This is a genomic window from Streptomyces sp. ADI96-02, from assembly GCF_003846185.1.
Taxonomy (GTDB): Bacteria; Actinomycetota; Actinomycetes; order Streptomycetales; family Streptomycetaceae; genus Streptomyces.
The window spans coordinates 6,133,786-6,154,729 of record NZ_ML123034.1 but is presented as its reverse complement, the minus strand read 5'-3'; the positions used below and the strand labels follow the sequence as shown (position 1 = coordinate 6,154,729).

Sequence of the window (20,944 nt, the reverse complement as noted above, 5' to 3'; positions counted from 1 at the left end):
CGAGTCATATGCGAATGGTGATCATCTCTTTCGTACGACGACGAAGTCCGCGAGCGCCGTGAGCTGCGCCCGCACGTGGTGCGGCATGTCGACACCGTGCAGCGCCTCGATGGCGACCGCGTGCTGACGACGGGCTTCCTGGGCGGTCCACTCGCGACCGCCCGCCTCCTCGATGAGCGCCGCGCGGGCGGCGAACTCCTCCTCGGAGAAGCTGTCGAAGTCGCTGCTCTTGGCGTCGGCGGCAAGCAGTTCGCCGAGCCGTTCGGAGGCGTCGCCGCCCGCGGCGAGCGCCGCGACGACGGGCAGGGACTTCTTGCGCTGGCGCAGGTCGCTCCAGGTCTGCTTGCCGGTGGACTCGGGGTCGCCCCAGATGCCGAGCAGGTCGTCGACGGCCTGGAAGGCGAGCCCGAGGTGGTGTCCGTAGGACTCCAGGACGTCCGCGGTGCGGTCGTCCGCGCCGCCGAGCACCGCGCCGATGGAGACGGCGCAGGCCAGCAGCGCGCCGGTCTTGTTGCCCTCCATCTCCAGGCACTCCTCGACGGTGACCCGCTCGCGGTGCTCGTAGGAGATGTCCTGGGCCTGCCCGTCGATGAGCTTGCGGGTGGCGGTGGTCAGCCGGCGGGCCGCGCGGCCCGCCTCGACGGTGCCGAGCTCCAGCAGGATCTCGTTGGCCAGCGCGAACAGCGCGTCGCCGACGAGGATCGCCTGGGCGGGGCCGTGCACCTTCCAGACGGTGTCGCGGTGGCGGCGCTGCTCGTCGCCGTCCATCAGGTCGTCGTGCAGCAGCGAGAAGTTGTGCACGAGTTCGACGGCCACCGCTCCGGGGACGCCGGCCTCCGCCGGGGCGCCCGCCGCCTCGGCGGACAGCAGGGCCAGGGCGGGGCGCACGGCCTTGCCGCCGTCGCCGTCCGCGGGACGCCCGTCGGCGTCGATCCAGCCGAAGTGGTAGGCGGCGACGGTGTCCATGGGCGGCGCGAGCCGGTCCACGGCAGCCCGCAGCACCGGCGCTGACAGGGCTCGTCCGCGCTCCAGAAGCGCGGTGACGTCCGTGGTGTCCGCCACGGTGTCGAAAGCCGGATTCGCCGGGGTCACTGACTCTCCTCTTGTTCCGGTGGTACTGCTCATGCCGCCTCCTGCAGCGGATGTCCATGGGGCCGGCCGAGGTCCTTCAGAGCCGCGTCGGCGGCGCTGAGACCACTGCGCACCGCGCCCTCCATCGTCGCGGGCCAGCCGGTGGCGGTCCAGGCGCCCGCCAGCTGGAGGCCGGGCATCCGGGTGCGGGGGCCGGGGCGCAGCCGCCCGACGCCCGGGGCGGGTGCGAAGGTCGCGGTGCGCTCCCGGGTGACGAAGAAGTCGCGCACGCCCGCGCCGCGGGCGGCGGGCAGCAGCCTCTCCAGCTCGGGCAGGTAGCGCGTGCGCAGTTCGGCCACGGGGAGGTCGATCTCGTCCCTCGCGGCGGACTGGGAGACCGCCAGATACTGCCCCGGGCCGGTGAGCCCGGAGGACTCGGTGCGGTCGAAGACCCACTGGACGGGCGAGCCGATGGCGGCGAAGAAGGGGCGGCGCAGCACCTTGCGGTCGTAGATCACGTGCACGTTCAGGATGGGCGCGGTGTCGATGTCGAGGAGCAGGTCCGGTTCGTCGAGCGCGCCGTCGGGCAGCAGGTCGTGCGTCTCGGTCTGCGGGACGGCGAGCACCACGGTGTCGGCGGGGATCCGCTCCCCCGCCGTCTCGACGCTCCAGCGCCCGTCGGCCGTACGGGTCACGGATCCGGCCTTGGCGCGGAGCTCGGTCCGTACGCCGGCGGTGTCCAGGGCCTTGCGGGCGAGGGTGTCGTGCAGTTCGCCGAGCGGCACGGAGGCCCACCCGATGTCGGCGGCGCCGGGCTCGGAGAGCAGGCCGGTCTTGAAGACCTTGGCGGCCAGGGCCAGGGAGGCGTCGGCGGCCGTGGCGTTCAGCGTGGCGACGCCGACGAGGTCCCACAGGGCCTCGACGGCGCGTCGCGACTGGCCGTGCCGGCGCAGCCAGGTGGCGAAGTCGATGCGGTCGAGCTCCGGGTCCGCCAGGTCGAGGCGGCCGAGCGCGAGCGCGGCGCGGCCGACGCCCGCCTTCTCGGCGAGGGAGAGGTGCGGATAGGCCGCGAGCCCGCCGGCGAGGTGCAGCGGCACGGGCAGTCCGGTGCGCCGCAGGCGTCCCAGGCGCGGTCCGGCGGGGCGGCCGACGTCCAGTACGGGGACGTCCAGGCGGTCCTGGAGGGGAGCGAGGTGGGCCCCGTCGACGCGGTCGAGGAACCAGCGGTAGCCGGTGCAGCAGCGCAGGTAGACGTGCTGGCCGTTGTCCACGGTCAGGTCGCCGCGCTGGAAGGAGAAGGCGAGGCCGCCCAGGCGGGGCCGGCCTTCGAGCAGGGTGACGTCGAGCCCCGCGTCGGCGAGGCGGAGGGCCGCCGTGACGCCGGCGAGGCCCCCGCCGACGACGACCGCGCCGGGGCGCGGTGTCTCGTCGCTCATGCCTGCCCCTCTCGCCGGGTCGCCACCGTGAGGACCGCCGCGGTCGCGGATGTCATGAAGATCGTCGCAGTCGCCGACGTGTCGGGCCACCGGAGGGTCGCGGCCGGGCCGCGGCGGTCTCGGCGCATCAGCCCCGCCCCCGGGCGGTGAGCCGCGAGACGTGGCGCGCGTCGAGGCCCGACAGGCCGCGCACCGCGACGTACGCCTTCTCGTGGCCGGGCAGCGAGACCCGGCCGCGCAGCACGGCCTCGGGGTCGCGCTCGATGCGGTCCAGCAGGCGGCGGTAGATGCCCGCCATGGCGGCGACGCACGCGCCGCTGCGGCGGTCGAGCATGGGCAGCAGCCGGTATCCCTCGGCGAACAGCGCGCGGGCCCGGCGCACCTCGAAGTGGACGAGTCCGGCGAAGTCGGAGCCGGGCGGCGGGGTGGCCCGGTGGAACCCGGCGGAGCAGCCGAACTTCGCCAGGTCGTCGGCGGGCAGGTAGGTGCGCCCGTTCGCGGCGTCCTCGCGGACGTCGCGCAGGATGTTGGTGAGCTGGAGGGCGAGGCCGAGGGTGTCGGCGTACTCCGCCGCCCGTTCGGCGCCGGGCGCGCCCGCTTCCGTGCCGAAGACGCCGAGGCTGAGGCGGCCGATCGCGCCCGCGACGCACCGGCAGTAGACCTTCAGGTCCTCCCAGGTCTCGTACGTCGCGCCGCGCACGTCCATGAGGACGCCGTCGATCAGCTCGTCGAGTCCACCGAGCGGCAGCGGGAAGCGCCGGGCGGCGTCGGTGAGGGCGACGGCCACCGGGTCGGTGTCGTCCTCGTCGACCGCGCCGGCCCGCACCCGGTCGAGCAGTCGGCGGGTGCTCTCCAACCGCGTCCGCTTGGTCTCCGGGTCCAGCTCGCCGTCGCCGATGTCGTCGACCCGGCGGGAGAAGGCGTACAGCGCCGACATGGCCTGCCGCTTCTCGTTCGGCAGCAGTCTGATGCCGTAGGCGAAGTTCCGGGCCTGCTGTCCGGTGACGGCCTCGCAGTAGCTGTATGCGGCCTGCACCGGCGGCGACATGTGCGTCGTTGGTCCCTCCACGGTCCGGCTCACCCCTCTCCACGCGCTCTTCGCAAGACGACTCCCACTTCGCGCAGCAGGCTGGGCTTGGTGGGCTTGGGCGGTCCGGGCAGTACGTCGAACCCGGCGGCCGAGATCGCCGTGAGCGCGGAACGCCCGCCGGCGACGAATCCCGCGAGGAGCAGCTTGAGCCTGCCGTTGACGCTACCCACCAAGGGGGCGCCTTCATTCAGCAGCTCGTGCGCGCGTTCGGCCTCGTACGCGGTCAGGGCGCGGACGGAGGCGCCGGCGGACGGTGCGGCCAGGTCGGATTCGGTGACACGGAAGCGGTCCATGTCCTCGGCGGGCAGGTAGATCCGGTCGCGCCCCAGGTCCTCGGCCACGTCCTGGAGGTGCTCGACGATCTGGAGCGCGGTGCAGACCGCGTCGGATCGGCGCACGCGTTCCGGGCTGGTGGTGCCGGTGAGGGCCAGGACCAGGCGGCCGACCGGGTTGGCGGAGAGCTCGCAGTAGGCGGCGAGCTCCGCGTAGGTCGCGTAGCGGCGGACCTTCTGGTCCTGCCGGTTGGCCTCGATCAGCCCGAGGAAGGGCTCGGGCGTGAGCGCGCGCCGCCGCACGGTGGGGCGCAGGGCGCGCAGCAGCGGGTGGTGCGGCTCCCCGGTGGCGGCGAAGACCCGGTGCAGATCGGTCTCGAAGGCGTCGAGCATGGCGAGGCGGTCCTCGCTCTGCTCAGGCTCCAGGCCGAGGTGGCGGGCGTCGGCGCCGCCGGGGGCGAGGTCGCCGTCGCCGATGTCGTCGACCAGCCGGGCGTATCCGTAGACCGCCATGAGGTCCCCGCGCCAGGCGCGGGGCAGGAAGAAGGGGGCCACGGGGAAGTTCTCGTCCGCGGCCTTGTCGAGCGTGGCGTCACCGGTGCGCGCCTGCCGGCTGGAGGTCACTGCGGACCGCCCGGCGCGGGGACGGCGAAACCACGTCGGAGCTGGAGATCTTCCGTCATTGCCGTCACATCTCCCGTTCTACACTGCTGACCCAAAACATCCCTTTTCGGACACGCCGCTCGTTCTTCCGAGTGCACTGCGGCACAGCGGGCGAAGCGCCGGGGGCGTATCGCCCCACTTGCCATGAATCAGCACCGCTACAGCCTACGTTGTACGGCCGACCGGACCTCGCCGGGGTGGAGCACCCCCGGCGGCCGGCACCGCCTCTTCGGCCAACTCTCCCCGTGGGTAGGTGCGTTGACGTCATCCGCCGGGAGGAGATCGCCTCCCGGCCCGTACCGCGCAGGGCTCTCCCCCGCACCGCTCCAGGGCCTCGCACACCGCTGTGGCCTCCGCCGGAGGATCCGGCGAAGGCCACGGGATGCGGTGCGGGCTACTTCCCCGTCTCGCGCTCGTACGCCTTGAGCACCTCGTCGGTGGGGCCGTCCATCAGGAGCTCGCCCTTCTCCAGCCACAGCGCCCGGTCGCAGGTGTCGCGGATGGACTTGTTGTTGTGGCTGACCAGGAAGACCGTGCCCGCCTCCTTGCGGAGCTCGCGGATCCGCTGCTCGGAGCGGACCCGGAACTTGCGGTCGCCGGTGGCCAGCGCCTCGTCGATCATGAGGACGTCGTGGTTCTTGGCGGCGGCGATGGAGAACCGCAGCCGCGCCGCCATGCCGGAGGAGTACGTCCGCATCGGCAGCGTGATGAAGTCGCCCTTCTCGTTGATCCCGGAGAAGTCGACGATCTCGCGGTAGCGCTCGCGGATCTCGTCCCGGCTCATGCCCATGGCGAGACCGCCGAGCACCACGTTGCGCTCACCGGTCAGGTCGCTCATCAGCGCCGCGTTCACGCCGAGCAGGGAGGGCTGGCCGTCCGTGTAGACGTGGCCCGACTCCGTGGGCAGCAGGCCGGCGATGGCCCGCAGCAGCGTCGACTTGCCCGAGCCGTTGGTGCCGATGAGCCCGATGGCCTCGCCGCGGTAGGCGGTGAAGGAGACGCCGCGCACGGCGTGCACCGTCCTGACGCCGCGCGACTCGCCCTTGCCGCGTCTCACGATGCGGCTCAGCGCGGCGGTGGCGCTGCCGCGACCGCCGCCCGTGCCGTTGACCCGGTAGACGATGTGGACATCGTCCGCGATGACCGTGGGAATCCGTCCCTGCGTGTTGTCCTCAGCCACGGCCGTACCGCTCCTCCGCCTTCCAGAAGTACACGAATCCCACGACCCCCAGCAGCACGGCCCACAGCGCGCCGACGGCCCAGACGTGGGCCGGCAGGTTCTCCGAGCCGTACCCGTCGATCATGGCGAAGCGGACCAGGTCCATGTAGATGGCCGCCGGGTTGTACTGGAGCACGTCGGCGATCCACGCCGGCTTGTCCCGCAGCATCACCGGGATGGAGAACATGACGCCCGAGGCGTACATCCAGGTCCGCATGACGAACGGCATCAGCTGGGCCAGGTCCGGGGTCTTGCTGCCGAGCCGGGCCATGATGAGCGCCAGGCCGGTGTTGAAGAAGAACTGGAGGACCAGCGCGGGGATCACCAGCAGCCACGACAGCGAGGGGTAGCTGCCGAAGATGACGGCGACCGCGACCAGCACGATCATCGAGAAGAGCAGCTGCTGGAGCTGCTGGAGCGAGAAGGAGATGGGGAGCGATGCCCGGGGGAAGTGGAGGGCCCGCACCAGTCCGAGGTTGCCGGAGATCGACCGGACGCCCGCCATGACGGAGCTCTGGGTGAAGGTGAAGACGAAGACTCCGGTGACCAGGAACGGCACGAAGACGTCGTTGGGAATCCCCTCCCTGGTCCCCAGGATCAGGCCGAAGATCAGGTAGTAGACCAGGGCGTTCAGCAGGGGCGTGACCACCTGCCACAACTGGCCCAGCTTGGCCTGGCTGTACTGCGCGGTCAGCTTCGCCCGCGAGAAGGCCAGGATGAAGTGGCGCCGGCCCCAGAGCTGTCGCATGTACGCGAGCAGCCCTGGCCGGGCGCCGCTCACGGTCAGGCCGTACTTGGCGGCCGTCTGGGCCGCGCTCAGCCCCTCGTCGGCGGACGACAGGGTGCCGAGGGCTACCCCACCGTCGTGGGTCGTGTCACTCACAAGTTGAAACTCTCGTCTTCACGCGCGGCCAGTCGGGGGCGCGGCTCAGGCGGACAGGTCCCGGAAAGAAAATACGCCTCATGCTCTCAGAGGTAAGCGTCTCAGATGACCGGAGGTCGGCCCAGCCTCGTCAGCCGCCACACCGTACGCCACTTCATGGGGCGGCGCGGCCCGCAGGGCGCGGACCAGCCTTCCCTGAAGCCGCCGAACCACGCCCTGAGCGCGGGAGGCGACGGGCGGCGCAGCAGGGTCAGCAGCAGCCAGCTGCCGACGTAGAGGGGGACCAGCGCGGCGGGCAGGTTCCGGCGGGCGAGCCAGACCCGGTTGCGGGCCACCATGCGGTGGTAGACGGCGTGCCGGGACGGCGCGGTGGTGGGATGGTGCAGCACCATGTCCGCGCGGTAGTCGATCATCCAGCCCGCGTCCAGCGCCCGCCAGGCCAGGTCCGTCTCCTCGTGCGCGTAGAAGAACGCGTCCGGCAGCCCGCCGACCTCGGCGAGGACCCGGGTGCGTACGGCGTTGGCGCCGCCGAGGAAAGTCGTCACGCGCGATGAGCGCATCGGGTCGGCCGCGCGCAGCCTCGGCACGTGCCGGCGCTGGGTGGTGCCGGTGTCCGGGTCGGCGATCCGGAAGGTGATGATCCCGAGCCGCGGGTCCGCCTCGAAGGCCCGCCGGCACAGCTCGGCGGTGTCCCGGTTCGGCAGGAGCCCGTCGTCGTCCAGGAAGAGCAGGCCGTCCACGTCGGCCCCGGACGGGCCGAACGCCTCGATACCGACGTTGCGTCCGCCGGGGATGCCCAGGTTCTCGGGCAGTTCGACCGTGCGCACTCCGGCCGGGACGTCCGGGACCGGGGCGCCGTTGCCGACGACGACCACCTCGATCCGGTCGCCGTCCTGCGCGGCGACCGAATCGAGGAGGGCCCGGAGCTCGTCGGGGCGGTTGCCCATGGTGATGATCACCGCGCCGAGCTTCAGGGGAGGACTCACTTCAGCCTGCTGGACGCCAGGACCGACACCAGGTGGAGCAGCGTCTGGAGCAGGGCGATGCCGGCCATGACGGCCGTGGTGAGGCGGGTGTAGAAGAGGTCGCCGCCGATCGTGTCCAGGACGGCGGCCAGAAGGATGACGAAGGACGCCTCGATGCCCAGGATCAGCCGGTGGAACTTCAGCGCGCCTGCCGCACGGCGGGCCAGGGCCATGCCCGAGGAGCGCGGCTCGGACGCCGACTCCTGCACGGGCGGCATGCCGCCCTGGTGGCGGGCCACGCCGACCAGGTCCGTCTCGGCCTTGATCAGGATCGCGCCGAGGGCGGCGAGCGTGCCCAGGAAGGCCCACAGCCAGTCGATCCGGCCCTGGCCCCACAGGTCGGCGGCGCGCAGGCCGAGGCCGACGAGCACCGCCGCGTCGCACAGGTAGGCGGCGACCCGGTCCAGGTAGACGCCGCTGAGCGAGTACTGCTTCTTCCAGCGGGCGATCTCGCCGTCGACGCAGTCGAACAGCAGGTAGAGCTGGACCATCAGCACGCCGAGCAGCGCGCCGCCGATGCCCGGCACCAGCAGGGCCGGAGCCGCCAGCACCCCGGCCACGGTCATCACGTAGGTCAGCTGGTTGGGCGTGACGCGCGTGTCGACCAGGTAGCGGTCCACGCGCAGCGAGACCTCCCGCATGTACAGGCGCCCGGCCCAGTGCTCGCCGCTGCGCCGGTCCTTCACGCCCGGCGGGTGGACGACCGGCCGGAGTTCAGCTACTGATGGTCTTGGCATAGTCGGCGTACGCGTCCCTGATCTGGTCGGTGGACAGGTTGAGGTGCTCCAGGATCGTGAAACGTCCCGGACGCGTCTGCGGCGCGTAGTCGACGGCCCGGACGAACTCGTCGACGCTGAAGCCGATCTCCTCCGGCACGACCGGCAGACCGTGGCGGCGCAGTATCGACGCCATCAGGAGGGACTCCTGACGGGCGCCGCGCAGATGCATGGCGAAGCAGGCTCCGAGGCCGACCTGTTCGCCGTGGCTGGCCGCGCGCTGCGGGTAGAGCAGGTCGAAGGCGTGGTTGATCTCGTGGCAGGCGCCCGACGCGGGTCGCGAGTCGCCCGCGACCGACATGGAGATGCCGGTCAGCACCAGGCCCTCGGCCAGCACCTTGAGGAAGGCGTCGTCGCCGACCCCGCCGGGGTGGCGCAGCACGGCCTCGCCGGCCTGCCGGGCCATGGCGGCGGCCAGTCCGTCGATCTCCTCGCCGTTGACCTCGTGCGCCAGCTCCCAGTCCGCGACGCAGGAGATGTTCGAGATGGCGTCGCCGATGCCGGAGCGGACGTAGCGGGCCGGCGCCTCGCGGATGACGTCGAGGTCGATGACCACGGCGATCGGGGTGGGCACGCCGTACGAGCCGCGCCCGTTGTCGTTGTCCAGCGTGGCGACCGGCGAGCACAGGCCGTCGTGCGAGAGGTTCGTGGCGACGGCGACCAGCGGCAGGCCGACCCGCGCCGCGGCGTACTTCGCCACGTCGATGATCTTTCCGCCGCCGAGTCCGACCACGGCGTCGTAGCGGTTGCCCTTGATGCCGTCGGCCAGTTTCACCGCGGAGTCGATCGTGCCGTCGGAGACGGAGTACCAGTCGGCTCCGGGCAGGACCGGTGCGAGCCTCTCGCGCAGGGCGCGCCCCGAGCCGTCGCTGATCGCGATGGCGAGCTTGCCCGACGAGGAGATCCGCTGGTCGGCCAGGAGACCCGCCAGATCGTCCATGGCGCCGCGCCGGATGTCGACGACGACGGGGGACGGAATGAGCCGGGTCAGTACTGGCACGCGATGACCCGGCCCTTCGCGAGGTCGTCGTGGTTGTCGATCTCGACCCAGGTCACGGTGCCGATGGGGGCGACGTCGACGGTGAAGCCGCGGTTGACGAGCTCCTGGTAGCCGTCCTCGTAGTAGAGGTCGGGGTCGCGCTCGAACGTGGTCCTCAGCGCGTCGGCGAGCTCCTCGGCGGCCTCGGCCTCGATGAGGGTCACGCCGATGTACTCACCGGTCGCGGTCGACGGGTCCATCAGCTTGGTGATGCGCTGGACGCCCTTGCCCTCCGCGGTGATGACCTTCATCTCCTCGTCGGCCAGGGACTTCTCGGTGTCCAGGGCGAGGATGATCTTCTGGCCCTTGCCGCGGGCGTCCAGGAGGGTCTTCTCGACGGAGACGGGGTGCACGGTGTCGCCGTTGGCGAGGATCACGCCGCGCTTGAGCACCTCGCGGGCGCACCACAGGGAGTAGGCGTTGTTCCACTCCTCGGCCTTGTCGTTGTCGATGAGCGTCAGCGAGAGGCCGTACGTCGCCTCCAGTTCGGCCTTGCGGGCGTAGACGGCCTCCTTGCGGTAGCCGACGACGATCGCCACCTCGGTGAGGCCGACCTCGGCGAAGTTGGCCAGCGTGAGGTCGAGGACCGTCCGGTCGCCGTCGACAGGGACGAGCGCCTTGGGCAGCGTGTCCGTGTAGGGGCGCAGACGTCGTCCTGCACCGGCTGCCAGTACGAGGCCGATCATGCGAGTTCTCCTTCGTCGTGTACGGCGGGGGCCGAGGAGGACACCCAGAAGCGGATGGACTCCACGAGCGCCACCAGAGCCACGGCCACCGCGAGGACGGTGAGCGCCGTGGTGAAACCTGAGGCGTGGGTGAGGACGGCGGCGAGGACGACCACCAGCGCGGTCCGGCCCTCGTGTCCGCCGAGGACGCGCACCAGCCACCGGGGCGGCGCGCCGGTGCCGCCGCGGATGCGGTAGACCGTGTCGTAGTGATGGTAGGCGACGGCCGAGACGAGCCCGAAGGCCGCCGGAACGGCGTGCGGCACGTCGCTGCGGGCGGCCAGCACGAGGATCGTTCCGTACTCGGCGGCCCGGAAGAACGGCGGCACCAGCCAGTCGAGCGGGCCCTTGAGCGGACGGGCCACGGCCAGGCCGGAGAGCAGGACGTACAGGGCGGCGGCGACGACGGTGAGGGCACTGCCGTACGGGAGGAACAGGGCGGAGCCGGCCATCACGAGCGCTGCGAGCAGGGCGACGGCCGGGGCCGTGAACGCGCCGCGGAGCCCCGGGGCGACGGCGGCGACGGCCTGGGCTAGGGGGCCGGAGTCGGCGAGGTCGGCCAGGGCCCGGGCCGCGCGGTCGGTGCGCCGGGCCCGGCGGGTCAGCGAACGCAGCAGCCGGCCCGCCGTGGTGTAGCAGGCGGCCAGGGCGCAGCCCACGAGCAGGGCGTAGAAGACGACGCGCGGGGTGGTGAGCGCGGTGAGGACCGCGATCATGGCCCAGCGCTCGCCGATCGGCAGCACGATCATGCGGCGCAGCCAGACCGTCCAGCCGACGCTGTCGAGCCGGTCGGAGAGGGCCGCGGTGGGGCTGGTGTTGGCGACCGCGTCGTGGTTCGCCTCGTTGAAGGAGAAGTCGACGACGTGGCGGCACGCCTGGAGCACCATCGCGCCGAGCGCGAGGACCCAGACGTCGTCGCCGCCGCGGGCCGCGCCGAGGGCGAGCCCGGCGTAGTACGCGTACTCCTTGGCCCGGTCGAAGGTGGCGTCCAGCCAGGCGCCCATCGTGGAGTACTGGAGGGAGTAGCGGGCGAGCTGGCCGTCGGTGCAGTCCAGGACGAAGGAGACCAGCAGCAGGATGCCGGCGGCGACGTAACCGGCGCGGGTCCCGGTGGCCGCGCTGCCGGCCGCGACGAGGGCGGTGATCAGCGAGGCGGTGGTGACCTGGTTCGGGGTGAGGCCGCGGCGGGCGCACCAGCGGGCGATGTGGCGGGAGTAGGGGCTGACGCAGAACGTGGTGAAGAAGCCGTCGTGGGCCTTGACCGCGCCGCGCAGCCGTACCGCCTCGCCGTCCACCGAGGCGAGGCCGGCCGCCGCGGCGGCGCGCTGGTCGTCGTCGGTGGGCACGGCGGCGGTGAGCGAGCCGAGTTCGGGGCGCCGTACGTCGACGCCCTCGGCCTCCAGTGCCGCCGCGACGCGGCCCGGGACGGTGCCGTCGGCGGGTGCCGGGGCGGTGCGGTCGGCGGGCGTCGGGTCGGCGTCGGGCTCGACGGCGGGTGCGCCGGCGCCCACCGCGGCCCCGGTGCGTCGCAGGGCGCGCGTCAGCGCGGCGCGAGCCTCGGGCTGGGCGGTGAGCGCGCCGGGGACGGCGGCGGCCGGGAAGCGGGGGTCGGTCAGACCGAGCCGCAGCGCGTGGACGTGGCCGACGAAGCGCGGGTCGACGAGTGCGACGCGGCTGTTCGCGGGGACGGCGGCGAGGAGCGCCGCGGCGTCACCGGGGTCGGCGGCGGTCTGCACCTCGAAGCCCAGCGAGCGCAGATCGTCGGCGAGTGACGATCCGGGGACCGGCAGACCGGTGAGGATGGCGGTCGACAGTCGAACTCACTCCTTGGCACTGACGGTGGACGACGCACGGCGGCGCGGCCCGAGGACGGGCCGGCGGCATGTCGGCTGAGGCTATCGGATGAACAGAAGCCCGAGTTCACCGCCTGTTTGTGCGCCGTTCGGGCGTATCCGCCCGGGCCGGCCCGCTGCGCGATCATCATCGTCGATCGACCGCCCGGGCCACAAACCGCGACGGCGGGGCCGCCCGGGGCTGCCCTTAGGGTGGCAGCCATGACATGGCTGATCACAGGCGGAGCGGGATACATCGGGGCACATGTGGCGAGGGCCATGGTGGCGGCGGGCGAAGAGGTCGTGGTGCTCGACGACCGCTCGACGGGCGTCGCCGCGAGGCTGCCGGAGTCCGTCACGCTCGTGGAGGGCTCCGCCTCGGACCGGGCGCTGCTGGACCGGGTGCTCACCGGGCACGGGGTGAGCGGCGTCATCCATCTCGCGGCGAAGAAGCAGGTCGGCGAATCGGTCGAGAAGCCGCTGCTGTACTACCGGGAGAACGTCGCCGGGCTCGCCGTCCTGCTGGAGGCGGTCGTCGCGGCCGGTGTGCGCGACTTCCTCTTCTCGTCCTCGGCGGCGGTGTACGGCGTGCCGGACGTGGACGTGATCACCGAGGAGACGCCCTGCCTGCCGATCAACCCGTACGGGGAGACGAAGCTCGCGGGCGAGTGGCTGGTGCGGGCGGCCGGCAAGGCGCACGGTCTGTCGACCGCCTGCCTGCGGTACTTCAACGTGGCGGGGGCGGCGGCTCCGGAGCTGTCCGACACCGGCGTCTTCAACATCGTCCCGATGGTCTTCGACCGGCTGACCCGGGGCGAGGCCCCGCGGATCTTCGGCGACGACTATCCGACGCCGGACGGCACCTGCGTCCGCGACTACATCCACGTCACCGACCTGGCCGAGGCGCACCTGGCCGTCGCCCGGGGGCTGCGCGAGCGCGCGGGCGGGGACCTGACGGTGAACGTCGGCCGGGGCGAGGGCGTCTCGGTGCGCGAGCTGACCGCGGTCATCGGCGAGGTGACCGGCCACCGCGCCGATCCGGTGGTCGAGCCGCGCCGGCCGGGTGACGCGCCGAGGGCGGTGGCGTCCGCCGCGCGGCTGTCGAAGGAGCTGGACTGGACGGCCCGGCGGAGCGTGCGCGAGATGGTGGAGTCGGCGTGGGAGGGATGGTGCCTGCACCACCCCGAGGCCCGCGCGCGGCAGCGTTCCTGATCACCCCACGGCTCTGACCTGCGGAACGTTTCCGCAGGTCAGAGCAGATGACAACGGTGTTCAGTGCCGTGTTGCCGGATACCCCCCACCCGTAGTTCACTGGCCTGGCCGGGGCGTTTCGCCCCGGTCTCGCGGCACCGACCTGAAGGGGTTTCTCATGGGGGCTGGCCACGACCACGGGCACGCGCACGGCGGGGCGCCTCCGACGGGCACGGCAGCCGCCGCGTACCAGGGCAGGCTCCGGATCGCGCTGGGCATCACCCTGAGCGTGATGGTCATGGAGATCGTCGGCGGTGTGCTGTCGGACTCCCTGGCCCTGATCGCGGACGCCGCCCATATGGCCACCGACGCGCTGGGGCTCGGCATGGCCCTGCTCGCCATCCACTTCGCCAACCGCCCGGCCGGACCCAACCGCACCTTCGGCTTCGCCCGCGCCGAGATCCTGGCGGCGCTGGCCAACTGCCTGCTGCTGCTCGGGGTCGGCGGCTTCCTGGTCTTCGAGGCGGTCGAGCGCTTCATCACACCGGCCGACACCAAGGGCGGTCTGACCATCGCGTTCGCCGCGGTCGGCCTGGTGGCCAACGTCGTCTCGCTCTCGCTGCTGACCCGCGGCCAGCAGGACAGCCTGAACGTCCGGGGCGCGTACCTGGAGGTGCTGGCCGACACCCTCGGCTCGGTGACGGTGCTGGTCTCGGCGGGCATCATCATGGCCACGGGCTGGCAGGCCGCGGACCCGGTCGCCTCGCTGCTGATCGGCCTGATGATCGTCCCCCGGACGGTGAAACTGCTGCGCGAGACGCTGAACGTGCTGCTGGAGGCGGCGCCCAAGGGCGTGGACATGGAGGAGGTCCGGGCCCACATCACGGAGCTGCCCGGCGTCATCGACGTCCACGACCTGCACGCCTGGACGATCACCTCCGGGATGCCGGTGCTCTCCGCGCACGTGGTCGTGCGGCAGGAGATGCTCGACTCGATCGGGCACGAGAAGCTGCTGCACGACCTCCAGGGCTGCCTCGGCAGCCACTTCGACGTGGAGCACTGCACCTTCCAGCTGGAGCCCAGCGGCCATGCCGAGCACGAGGCGAAGCTCTGCCACTGAGACGGGGCCCCGGGGCCCGAGGACCGCGGGGCGGTGCGCGGTGGACCTGACATGCCCGAGCCCGAAGTACGGACAAGCGGCTTTTGTGCGGCAGACTTGACCGGACTCGAGGGGCCCGGCACTCAAGGCCGGAGACCAAAGCGAAGGATGGGTATGCCGACCACACCAGCCACCGCGACGCACAACTCGTCGAACGGCACCGCAGAAGCGATCATGCTCGAACTGGTCGATGAGAACGGCACCACCATCGGCACCGCGGAGAAGCTGGCGGCCCATCAGGCCCCGGGCCAGCTGCACCGCGCGTTCTCCGTGTTCCTCTTCGACGAGCAGGGCCGGCTGCTGCTCCAGCGCCGGGCGCTCGGCAAGTACCACTCCCCCGGCGTGTGGTCGAACACCTGCTGCGGCCACCCCTACCCCGGCGAGGCGCCGTTCGCGGCGGCGGCCCGGCGCACCCACGAGGAGCTGGGCATCTCGCCCTCGCTGCTGGCGGCGGCGGGCACGGTCCGCTACAACCACCCCGACCCGGCGTCGGGTCTGGTCGAGCAGGAGTTCAACCACCTGTTCGTGGGAATGGCGCAGGAGGAGGTGGAGCCGGACCCGGAGGAGGTCGGCGAGACCGCGTTCGTGACCGCGTCGGAGCTGGCCGAACAGCACGAGCGGGCGCCGTTCTCCGCCTGGTTCATGACGGTGCTGGACGCGGCGCGTCCGGCGATCCGGGAGTTGACGGGGCCGTCCGCCGGCTGGTGAGGCGGACCCCTGCGGGCCGGTGACGGCGGACGGGGCCGGGCGGGGGCGGGTCAGAGCCGCGTCTTCAAGGGCAGCGCCGCCCAGATGATCTTGCCACCGCTCGCGGTGTGCGCCACGTCGCAGCCGCCGCCGGCCTGCGCGGTGATCTCCCTGACCAGCAGCAGGCCGCGGCCCCCGGTCTGCGCGTGGTCGGTCTCCAGCGCGGTGGGGCGGTAGGGGTGGTCGTCCTCGACCGACACCCTGACCCAGTCGGCGCCGATGGCCACCTCCACCGCCAGTTCGGGCGAGAGCACCGCCGCGTGCTTGACGGCGTTGGTGACCAGCTCCGAGACGATCAGCAGCAGTCCCTGGAGGACGTCCTCCTCGATCGGTACGCCCTGGCGGTCGAGGAGGTCGCGTACGGCGTGCCGGGAACGCGGAACGGACAGGTCCACGGAGGGGGCGGTGAAGCGCCACACCCCCTCGTAGGAGACGGCGTCCTTGCAGGAAACGGCCTCCTCGTGGGAAACGGGATCGGCCGGGACACTCCCGCGGCTCTCCATCGTCCGGCACCCGCTCTCACTCGCACTGCACTGACCGTCGAGTAGTGAGTGTTGGGAACCACTCGGCCCCCGCCGTGCCACTGATCGGAAATAGCCCTCTATCGGCGCTATTTGGCCGGGCGAGCACGACGGTGCCGGGTTCCCGGACTACTTCTGCTCCTCTTCGAACCGTACGGATAGCATCCGGCGCATGGACCGTACGGAACCCCGGCTCATCCCGACCGCGGACGGCGCTGTCGCCACCGTCGTCATCAGCAACCCCGCCAAGCGCAACGCGATGACGGCGGCGATGTGGCGCGCGCTGCCGGACGTGCTGGCCCGGCTGGCGGCCGACCCGGCCGTACGGGTGCTCGTCCTGACCGGGGCCGGCGACACCTTCTGCGCGGGGGCCGACATCTCCTCGCTGCGCGAGGCGGCCGGGGACGCGCAGGCACTGGCCGTGGCCGCCGAGGAGGCGCTGGCCGCGTTCCCGCTGCCGACGCTGGCCTCGGTGCGCGGCTTCTGCGTGGGCGGCGGGAGCCAGCTGGCCGCCGCCTGCGACCTGCGGTTCGCCGAGGACGGCTCCCGGTTCGGGGTCACACCGGCCAAGCTCGGCATCGTCTACCCGTCCTCCTCCACCCGCCGGCTCGTCGAACTGGTCGGCCCGTCCGCGGCGAAGCACCTGCTGTTCTCCGGCGAGCTGATCGACACGGCGCGGGCCCTGCGCACCGGCCTGGTGGACGAGGTGCTGCCGGCCGGCGCGCTGGAGAAGCGGGTGGACGAGTACGCCCGGGTCCTGGCGTCCCGCTCACAGCTGACCCAGGCCGCGGCCAAGGAGTTCGCGGCGGGACGGCGGGACCGGGACGCCCACTGGGCGGCGCAGGCCGCGGGCAGCGACGACACCGCCGAGGGCGTCGCCGCCTTCCTGGAGCGCCGGCCCCCGCGCTTCACCTACACGACGGCGTCTACCGAACGGTGAGCCGGCTCCTGGCGCGCCACTCCTCGACGAGGGCCTTGGGAGCCTTTTCCGGCGATCCGGCGTCGTAGGGCGGCTGCGGGTCGTACTCGGTGACCAGTTGCACGGACCGGGCGGCGTCGTCTCCCGCGATCCTGCCGAGCAGGGTGAGGCCCATGTCGATGCCGGAGGAGACGCCGGCGGAGGTGACGTACTTCCCGTCGGTCACCACCCGCTCACCGGTCGGCTCCGCGCCGAACGGCCTCAGCCGCTCCAGCGCCAGCCAGTGCGAGGTCGCCCGGCGGCCCTTCAGCAGTCCGGCCGCGCCCAGCAGCAGCGATCCGGTGCACACGGACGTGGTCCAGGTGCTGGCGGCGTCGGCGGCCCGCAGCCAGTCCAGCAGTACGCCGTTCTCCATCTGGTCCCACTGCCCCGGGCCGCCCGGCACGATCACGACGTCCGGCGCGGGCACCTCGGCGAGCGCCTTGTCCGCGACGAGCGTGAGGCTTCCGCTGTCGTTGAGCACCGGTCCGGGCCGCTCGGCGGCGAAGACGGTCCCCGCGCCGGGCATGCGGCTGAGGATCTCGTAGGGTCCCACCGCGTCCAGGGCGGTGAAGCGGTCGAAGAGCACGATGGCGATCTGCACGGGCTGCCTCTCGGTGAGGTCGGGCGGAGGACGTGCGCGAGCGGGGCGGCGGTGCTCGGCGGCCTCGGGGAAGCGCGCCGTGCCGCCTCGGCCGTACCGTATCCGCCGACGCCGTGTCCGCCGGTGCCGACAACCCGGCCGACGCCGGGTTCCCTTGCGTACCGACCAGTCGGTAACGTGCGGGCATGATGACTCTTCCGCCCCGCGCCGGACGCCGCTGTCACAACGCCCTCAACCCGCTGCACTCCTGCATCTTCTTCTCCCCCGACCTGGGTTCCGAGCTGGCGAAGCTCGGTGTCGAGGACCCCGGTGCCGTGTACTTCGCCACCCGGGGCGCCGCGCTCGGCGCGGTGGGCGCGGGCACGGTGACGGCGGCCTTCTACAACTTCAACCCCGCCCTGGTGGCCCGCCATGTGCCGACCGTCTGGTCTCTCGCCTCGCCCGAGCAGGTCCTCGGAGCGCGGCTGCGGACGGCGGACGCGACGCTGCGCAGGCTGCTCGGCGAGGAGGCGGTCGCCTCCGAGGAGATGGCCGAGGCCGCCCGGCTCGCCCTGCGCGCCACCGAGGCGTGCACCCCGCACGCCCGGCCCCTGTACGCCGCCCACGCGGACCTGCCGGTCCCCGAGGAGCCGCACCTCGCGTTCTGGCACGCGGCGACGCTGCTGCGCGAGCACCGCGGCGACGCCCACCTCGCGGCCCTCCTCGCCGCGGGCCTGGACCCGGTCGAGGCGCTGGTCAGCCACACCGCCACCGGCAAGGGCATGGCTCAGGGGTGGATCCTCGCCACCCGGGGCTGGCGCGAGACGGACTGGGAGGCCGCCTCCCAGCGGCTGCGCGGCCGGGGACTGCTGGAGGAGTCCGGCGAGCTGACGGAGGCGGGCGCGGCCCTGCGCACGGAGCTGGAGGAGGCGACGGACCGCATGGACGCGGCGCCGTACGAGCACCTCGGCGCGGCGGGTGTGGAGCGGCTGACGGAGCTGGGGCGCGGCTTCCTGTTCGCCGCCGCCGCGGCCGGCGCCTTCCCGGCCGACGCGACCGGCCGCTGACCCGTACCGGAGGAGTCGTCGCCGCGAAGGCCCCGCACCTCGTGCGGGGCCTTCGCGGCGACGTACGCCGAGGTCGCGCGACACGGCCCCCGGCCACCCGGCACAATGCAGGCCGGGGGCGAGACGCCTCCGGGGGGGCGACCCCGGGTAAGAACGTGCTCCTCGCACAGCGAGCACGGCCAGCACAGCCAGTACGAGAAGGCGAGTCGGGAAAACCGTGACGACGTCCATCGAAGGCAGGATCGCCGAGGAGCTCGGCGTACGTGAGCGACAGGTCAGGGCGGCCGTGGAGCTGCTCGACGGCGGATCGACCGTGCCGTTCATCGCGCGCTACCGCAAGGAAGCGACCGAATCGCTCGACGACGCTCAGCTGCGCACGCTGGAGGAGCGGCTGAGGTATCTGCGGGAGCTGGAGGAGCGGCGCACCGCGATCCTGGAGTCCGTACGCGAACAGGGCAAGCTCGACGCGGCGCTGGAGGCGGGCATCCGGGCCGCCGGGACCAAGGCCCGGCTGGAGGACATCTACCTGCCGTTCAAGCCGAAGCGGCGGACGAAGGCGCAGATCGCCCGGGAGGCCGGGCTGGAGCCGCTGGCGGACGGGCTGCTCGGCGACCCGTCGGTGGATCCGCTCGCGGCGGCCTCGGCGTTCGTGGACGGCGACCGGGGCGTGGCGGACGCGGCGGCGGCGCTGGAGGGCGCGCGGGCGATCCTCACCGAACGGTTCTCCGAGGACGCCGACCTCACCGGCGAACTGCGCGAACGCATGTGGACCCGGGGCCGGCTGGCGGCGAAGGTGCGCGAGGGCCAGGAGGAGGCCGGGGCGAAGTTCTCCGACTACTTCGACTTCGCGGAGCCGTTCACCGCGCTTCCCTCGCACCGGGTGCTCGCCATGCTGCGCGGTGAGAAGGAGAACGTGCTGGACCTGGTCCTGGAGCCGGAGGAGCCGGAGGCCGCCGAACGGCCCGGCCCCTCGACGTACGAGAACATGGTCGCCCGCCGCTTCGGCATCGCCGACCGGGGCCGACTGGGCGACAAGTGGCTCGCGGACACCGTGCGTTGGGCCTGGCGGACCCGGATCCAGGTGCACCTCGGCATCGACCTGCGGCTGCGGCTGCGCACGGCGGCGGAGGACGAGGCGGTGCGCGTCTTCGCGTCGAACCTGCGCGATCTGCTGCTCGCGGCCCCGGCCGGGACGCGCGCCACGCTGGGCCTGGACCCGGGTTTCCGTACGGGGGTGAAGGTCGCGGTCGTCGACGCCACCGGCAAGGTGGTGGCCACCGACGTGATCCACCCGCACGTGCCGGCGAACCGGTGGGACCAGGCGCTGGCGAAGCTGGCGCAGCTCGCGAAGGAGCACGCGGTCGACCTGGTCGCGATCGGCAACGGCACGGCGTCCCGTGAGACGGACAAGCTCGCCGGTGAACTGATCGACAGGCATCCGGAGTTGAAGCTCACCAAGGTGATGGTCTCGGAGGCGGGCGCCTCGGTGTACTCCGCCTCGGCGTTCGCCTCGCAGGAACTGCCCGACATGGACGTCTCGTTGCGCGGCGCGGTGTCGATCGCGCGGCGGCTCCAGGACCCGTTGGCGGAGCTGGTGAAGATCGACCCGAAGTCGATCGGCGTCGGCCAGTACCAGCACGACCTGTCCGAGGTGAAGCTGTCGCAGTCGCTGGACGCGGTGGTCGAGGACTGTGTGAACGGCGTCGGCGTGGACGTCAACACCGCGTCCGCTCCGCTGCTTTCGCGGGTGTCCGGCATCAGCTCGGGCCTCGCGGAGAACATCGTGGCGCACCGCGACGCCAACGGCCCCTTCCGCTCCCGCAAGACGCTCAAGGACGTGGCGCGGCTCGGCCCGAAGGCGTACGAGCAGTGCGCGGGCTTCCTGCGCATTCGCGGCGGCGACGACCCGCTGGACGGCTCCAGCGTGCACCCCGAGGCGTATCCGGTGGTGCGGCGGATGGTGAAGGCCACCGGCGGCGAGGTCGCCTCGCTGGTCGGCGACACGGACGCGCTGCGGTCGCTGCGCGCGGCGGACTTCGTCGACGACGTGTTCGGTCTGCCGACCGTGACGGACATCCTGAAGGAGTTGGAGAAGCCGGGGCGCGACCCGCGTCCGGCCTTCCGCACGGCGACCTTCAAGGAGGGCGTCGAGAAGCTCGGCGACCTGGCGCCCGGCATGGTGCTGGAGGGCGTCGTGACCAACGTGGCGGCGTTCGGCGCGTTCGTCGACGTCGGGGTCCACCAGGACGGTCTGGTGCACGTCTCGGCCCTGTCCAAGACGTTCGTGAAGGACCCGCGCGACGTCGTGAAGCCCGGGGACATCGTGAGGGTCAAGGTGATGGACGTCGATGTGCCGCGCAAGCGCATCTCGCTGACGCTGCGGCTGGACGACGAGCCGGGCCGGGGCGGCGGTTCCGGCGGCGGGCAGCAGGGCCGGGGCGACCGGGGCGGCCGTCCGCCGAAGCAGCGGCAGGGCCAGGGCCCCGGCGGCGGTCAGGGCGGCGGCGAGCGCGGTCAGGGCGGCGGCCGGGACCGGCGCGGCGGCGGTGCGCCCCGGTCGGCCCAGGGCACGGCGGCTCCGGCGAACAGCGCGATGGCCGACGCGCTGCGCAAGGCCGGTCTGGTCGATCCGAAGCGGGGCGGACGGGGGCGCTGAACCGGGCGGGGCGGGGCGGGCGCACAGACCG

At 72.7% G+C, this 20,944-nt stretch carries 19 protein-coding genes; 6 read left to right on the top strand and 13 right to left on the bottom strand.

The window, feature by feature from the left end:
* Positions 1-21: 21 nt before the first annotated feature.
* The 11 genes from EES43_RS26920 to EES43_RS26870 form a co-directional block, all read right to left on the bottom strand.
* Positions 22-1,125 (bottom strand): polyprenyl synthetase family protein, encoded by a 1,104-nt coding sequence (locus EES43_RS26920; protein ID WP_124271155.1) that lies wholly within the window; start codon positions 1,123-1,125, stop codon positions 22-24.
* Positions 1,122-2,507, bottom strand: coding sequence for a hydroxysqualene dehydroxylase HpnE (hpnE, locus tag EES43_RS26915; RefSeq protein ID WP_124271154.1), 1,386 nt, complete (start codon positions 2,505-2,507; stop codon positions 1,122-1,124). Before hpnE ends, EES43_RS26920 begins: the two co-directional genes overlap by 4 nt.
* Before the next feature lie 127 nt (positions 2,508-2,634).
* Positions 2,635-3,555, bottom strand: coding sequence for a presqualene diphosphate synthase HpnD (gene hpnD / locus EES43_RS26910; RefSeq protein ID WP_206430130.1), 921 nt, complete (start codon positions 3,553-3,555; stop codon positions 2,635-2,637).
* A gap of 29 nt (positions 3,556-3,584) precedes the next feature.
* The gene (gene hpnC, locus EES43_RS26905; RefSeq protein ID WP_124271152.1) at positions 3,585-4,493 is read right to left on the bottom strand and encodes a squalene synthase HpnC; all 909 of its coding nucleotides are present in this window, start codon (positions 4,491-4,493) and stop codon (positions 3,585-3,587) included.
* Between the two features lie 433 nt (positions 4,494-4,926).
* Positions 4,927-5,712: an ABC transporter ATP-binding protein gene (locus tag EES43_RS26900; RefSeq protein WP_124271151.1), complete on the bottom strand. Its 786-nt coding sequence runs from the start codon at positions 5,710-5,712 to the stop codon at positions 4,927-4,929.
* Entirely contained in the window at positions 5,705-6,634 is a 930-nt protein-coding gene (locus EES43_RS26895; protein WP_124271150.1) for an ABC transporter permease, read from the bottom strand. Before EES43_RS26895 ends, EES43_RS26900 begins: the two co-directional genes overlap by 8 nt.
* A gap of 101 nt (positions 6,635-6,735) precedes the next feature.
* Positions 6,736-7,608 (bottom strand): glycosyltransferase family 2 protein, encoded by an 873-nt coding sequence (locus EES43_RS26890; RefSeq protein ID WP_206430211.1) that lies wholly within the window; start codon positions 7,606-7,608, stop codon positions 6,736-6,738.
* A gap of 8 nt (positions 7,609-7,616) precedes the next feature.
* Positions 7,617-8,396 (bottom strand): CDP-alcohol phosphatidyltransferase family protein, encoded by a 780-nt coding sequence (locus EES43_RS26885; RefSeq protein WP_124271148.1) that lies wholly within the window; start codon positions 8,394-8,396, stop codon positions 7,617-7,619.
* Positions 8,374-9,435 (bottom strand): iron-containing alcohol dehydrogenase family protein, encoded by a 1,062-nt coding sequence (locus EES43_RS26880; RefSeq protein ID WP_124271147.1) that lies wholly within the window; start codon positions 9,433-9,435, stop codon positions 8,374-8,376. The genes EES43_RS26885 and EES43_RS26880 overlap by 23 nt, the downstream gene beginning before the upstream one ends.
* Entirely contained in the window at positions 9,423-10,160 is a 738-nt protein-coding gene (locus EES43_RS26875; RefSeq protein WP_124271146.1) for a phosphocholine cytidylyltransferase family protein, read from the bottom strand. Before EES43_RS26875 ends, EES43_RS26880 begins: the two co-directional genes overlap by 13 nt.
* Positions 10,157-11,935 (bottom strand): DUF5941 domain-containing protein, encoded by a 1,779-nt coding sequence (locus EES43_RS26870; protein WP_241192543.1) that lies wholly within the window; start codon positions 11,933-11,935, stop codon positions 10,157-10,159. The genes EES43_RS26875 and EES43_RS26870 overlap by 4 nt, the downstream gene beginning before the upstream one ends.
* 318 nt (positions 11,936-12,253) lie before the next feature.
* Between EES43_RS26870 and galE the strand changes: the two genes are divergently transcribed.
* The 3 genes from galE to idi all read left to right on the top strand — a co-directional run bounded on the left by galE (position 12,254) and on the right by idi (position 15,089).
* Entirely contained in the window at positions 12,254-13,243 is a 990-nt protein-coding gene (galE, locus tag EES43_RS26865; protein ID WP_124271144.1) for a UDP-glucose 4-epimerase GalE, read from the top strand.
* Positions 13,244-13,400: 157 nt separating this feature from the next.
* Positions 13,401-14,342, top strand: coding sequence for a cation diffusion facilitator family transporter (locus EES43_RS26860; RefSeq protein ID WP_124271143.1), 942 nt, complete (start codon positions 13,401-13,403; stop codon positions 14,340-14,342).
* Between the two features lie 153 nt (positions 14,343-14,495).
* A complete protein-coding gene (idi, locus tag EES43_RS26855) occupies positions 14,496-15,089 on the top strand; it encodes an isopentenyl-diphosphate Delta-isomerase (RefSeq protein WP_124271142.1) in 594 nt (197 codons plus the stop codon).
* Positions 15,090-15,139: 50 nt separating this feature from the next.
* On the opposite strand, the gene EES43_RS26850 is transcribed toward idi, so the two are convergent.
* On the bottom strand, positions 15,140-15,631 hold the full coding sequence (locus EES43_RS26850; protein ID WP_124271141.1) for an ATP-binding protein: 492 nt from the start codon (positions 15,629-15,631) through the stop codon (positions 15,140-15,142).
* Between the two features lie 190 nt (positions 15,632-15,821).
* Between EES43_RS26850 and EES43_RS26845 the strand changes: the two genes are divergently transcribed.
* Positions 15,822-16,589 carry an enoyl-CoA hydratase/isomerase family protein gene (locus EES43_RS26845; RefSeq protein WP_124271140.1) on the top strand — a complete coding sequence of 256 codons (768 nt, stop codon included), beginning with the start codon at positions 15,822-15,824 and terminating at the stop codon, positions 16,587-16,589.
* Here the strand turns inward: EES43_RS26845 and EES43_RS26840 are convergent.
* Entirely contained in the window at positions 16,576-17,211 is a 636-nt protein-coding gene (locus EES43_RS26840) for a DJ-1/PfpI family protein (RefSeq protein WP_124271139.1), read from the bottom strand. The genes EES43_RS26845 and EES43_RS26840 overlap by 14 nt on opposite strands.
* A 185-nt stretch (positions 17,212-17,396) precedes the next feature.
* Between EES43_RS26840 and EES43_RS26835 the strand changes: the two genes are divergently transcribed.
* Both EES43_RS26835 and EES43_RS26830 read left to right on the top strand, forming a co-directional pair.
* Entirely contained in the window at positions 17,397-18,257 is an 861-nt protein-coding gene (locus tag EES43_RS26835) for an SCO6745 family protein (protein ID WP_124271138.1), read from the top strand.
* A gap of 217 nt (positions 18,258-18,474) precedes the next feature.
* Complete coding sequence (locus tag EES43_RS26830; protein ID WP_124271137.1) at positions 18,475-20,913, top strand: Tex family protein; 2,439 nt, start codon at positions 18,475-18,477, stop codon at positions 20,911-20,913.
* The last annotated feature ends 31 nt before the right edge of the window (positions 20,914-20,944 follow it).

Coding starts and splice junctions, on each gene's coding strand:
- EES43_RS26920 (WP_124271155.1), bottom strand. CDS start 1,125: ATGAGCAGTACCACCGGAACAAGAGGAGAGTCAGTGACCCCGGCGAAT.
- hpnD (WP_206430130.1), bottom strand. CDS start 3,555: ATGTCGCCGCCGGTGCAGGCCGCATACAGCTACTGCGAGGCCGTCACC.
- EES43_RS26885 (WP_124271148.1), bottom strand. CDS start 8,396: ATGCCAAGACCATCAGTAGCTGAACTCCGGCCGGTCGTCCACCCGCCG.
- idi (WP_124271142.1), top strand. CDS start 14,496: ATGCCGACCACACCAGCCACCGCGACGCACAACTCGTCGAACGGCACC.
- hpnE (WP_124271154.1), bottom strand. CDS start 2,507: ATGAGCGACGAGACACCGCGCCCCGGCGCGGTCGTCGTCGGCGGGGGC.
- EES43_RS26860 (WP_124271143.1), top strand. CDS start 13,401: ATGGGGGCTGGCCACGACCACGGGCACGCGCACGGCGGGGCGCCTCCG.
- galE (WP_124271144.1), top strand. CDS start 12,254: ATGACATGGCTGATCACAGGCGGAGCGGGATACATCGGGGCACATGTG.
- EES43_RS26845 (WP_124271140.1), top strand. CDS start 15,822: ATGGACCGTACGGAACCCCGGCTCATCCCGACCGCGGACGGCGCTGTC.
- EES43_RS26850 (WP_124271141.1), bottom strand. CDS start 15,631: ATGGAGAGCCGCGGGAGTGTCCCGGCCGATCCCGTTTCCCACGAGGAG.
- EES43_RS26835 (WP_124271138.1), top strand. CDS start 17,397: ATGATGACTCTTCCGCCCCGCGCCGGACGCCGCTGTCACAACGCCCTC.
- EES43_RS26875 (WP_124271146.1), bottom strand. CDS start 10,160: ATGATCGGCCTCGTACTGGCAGCCGGTGCAGGACGACGTCTGCGCCCC.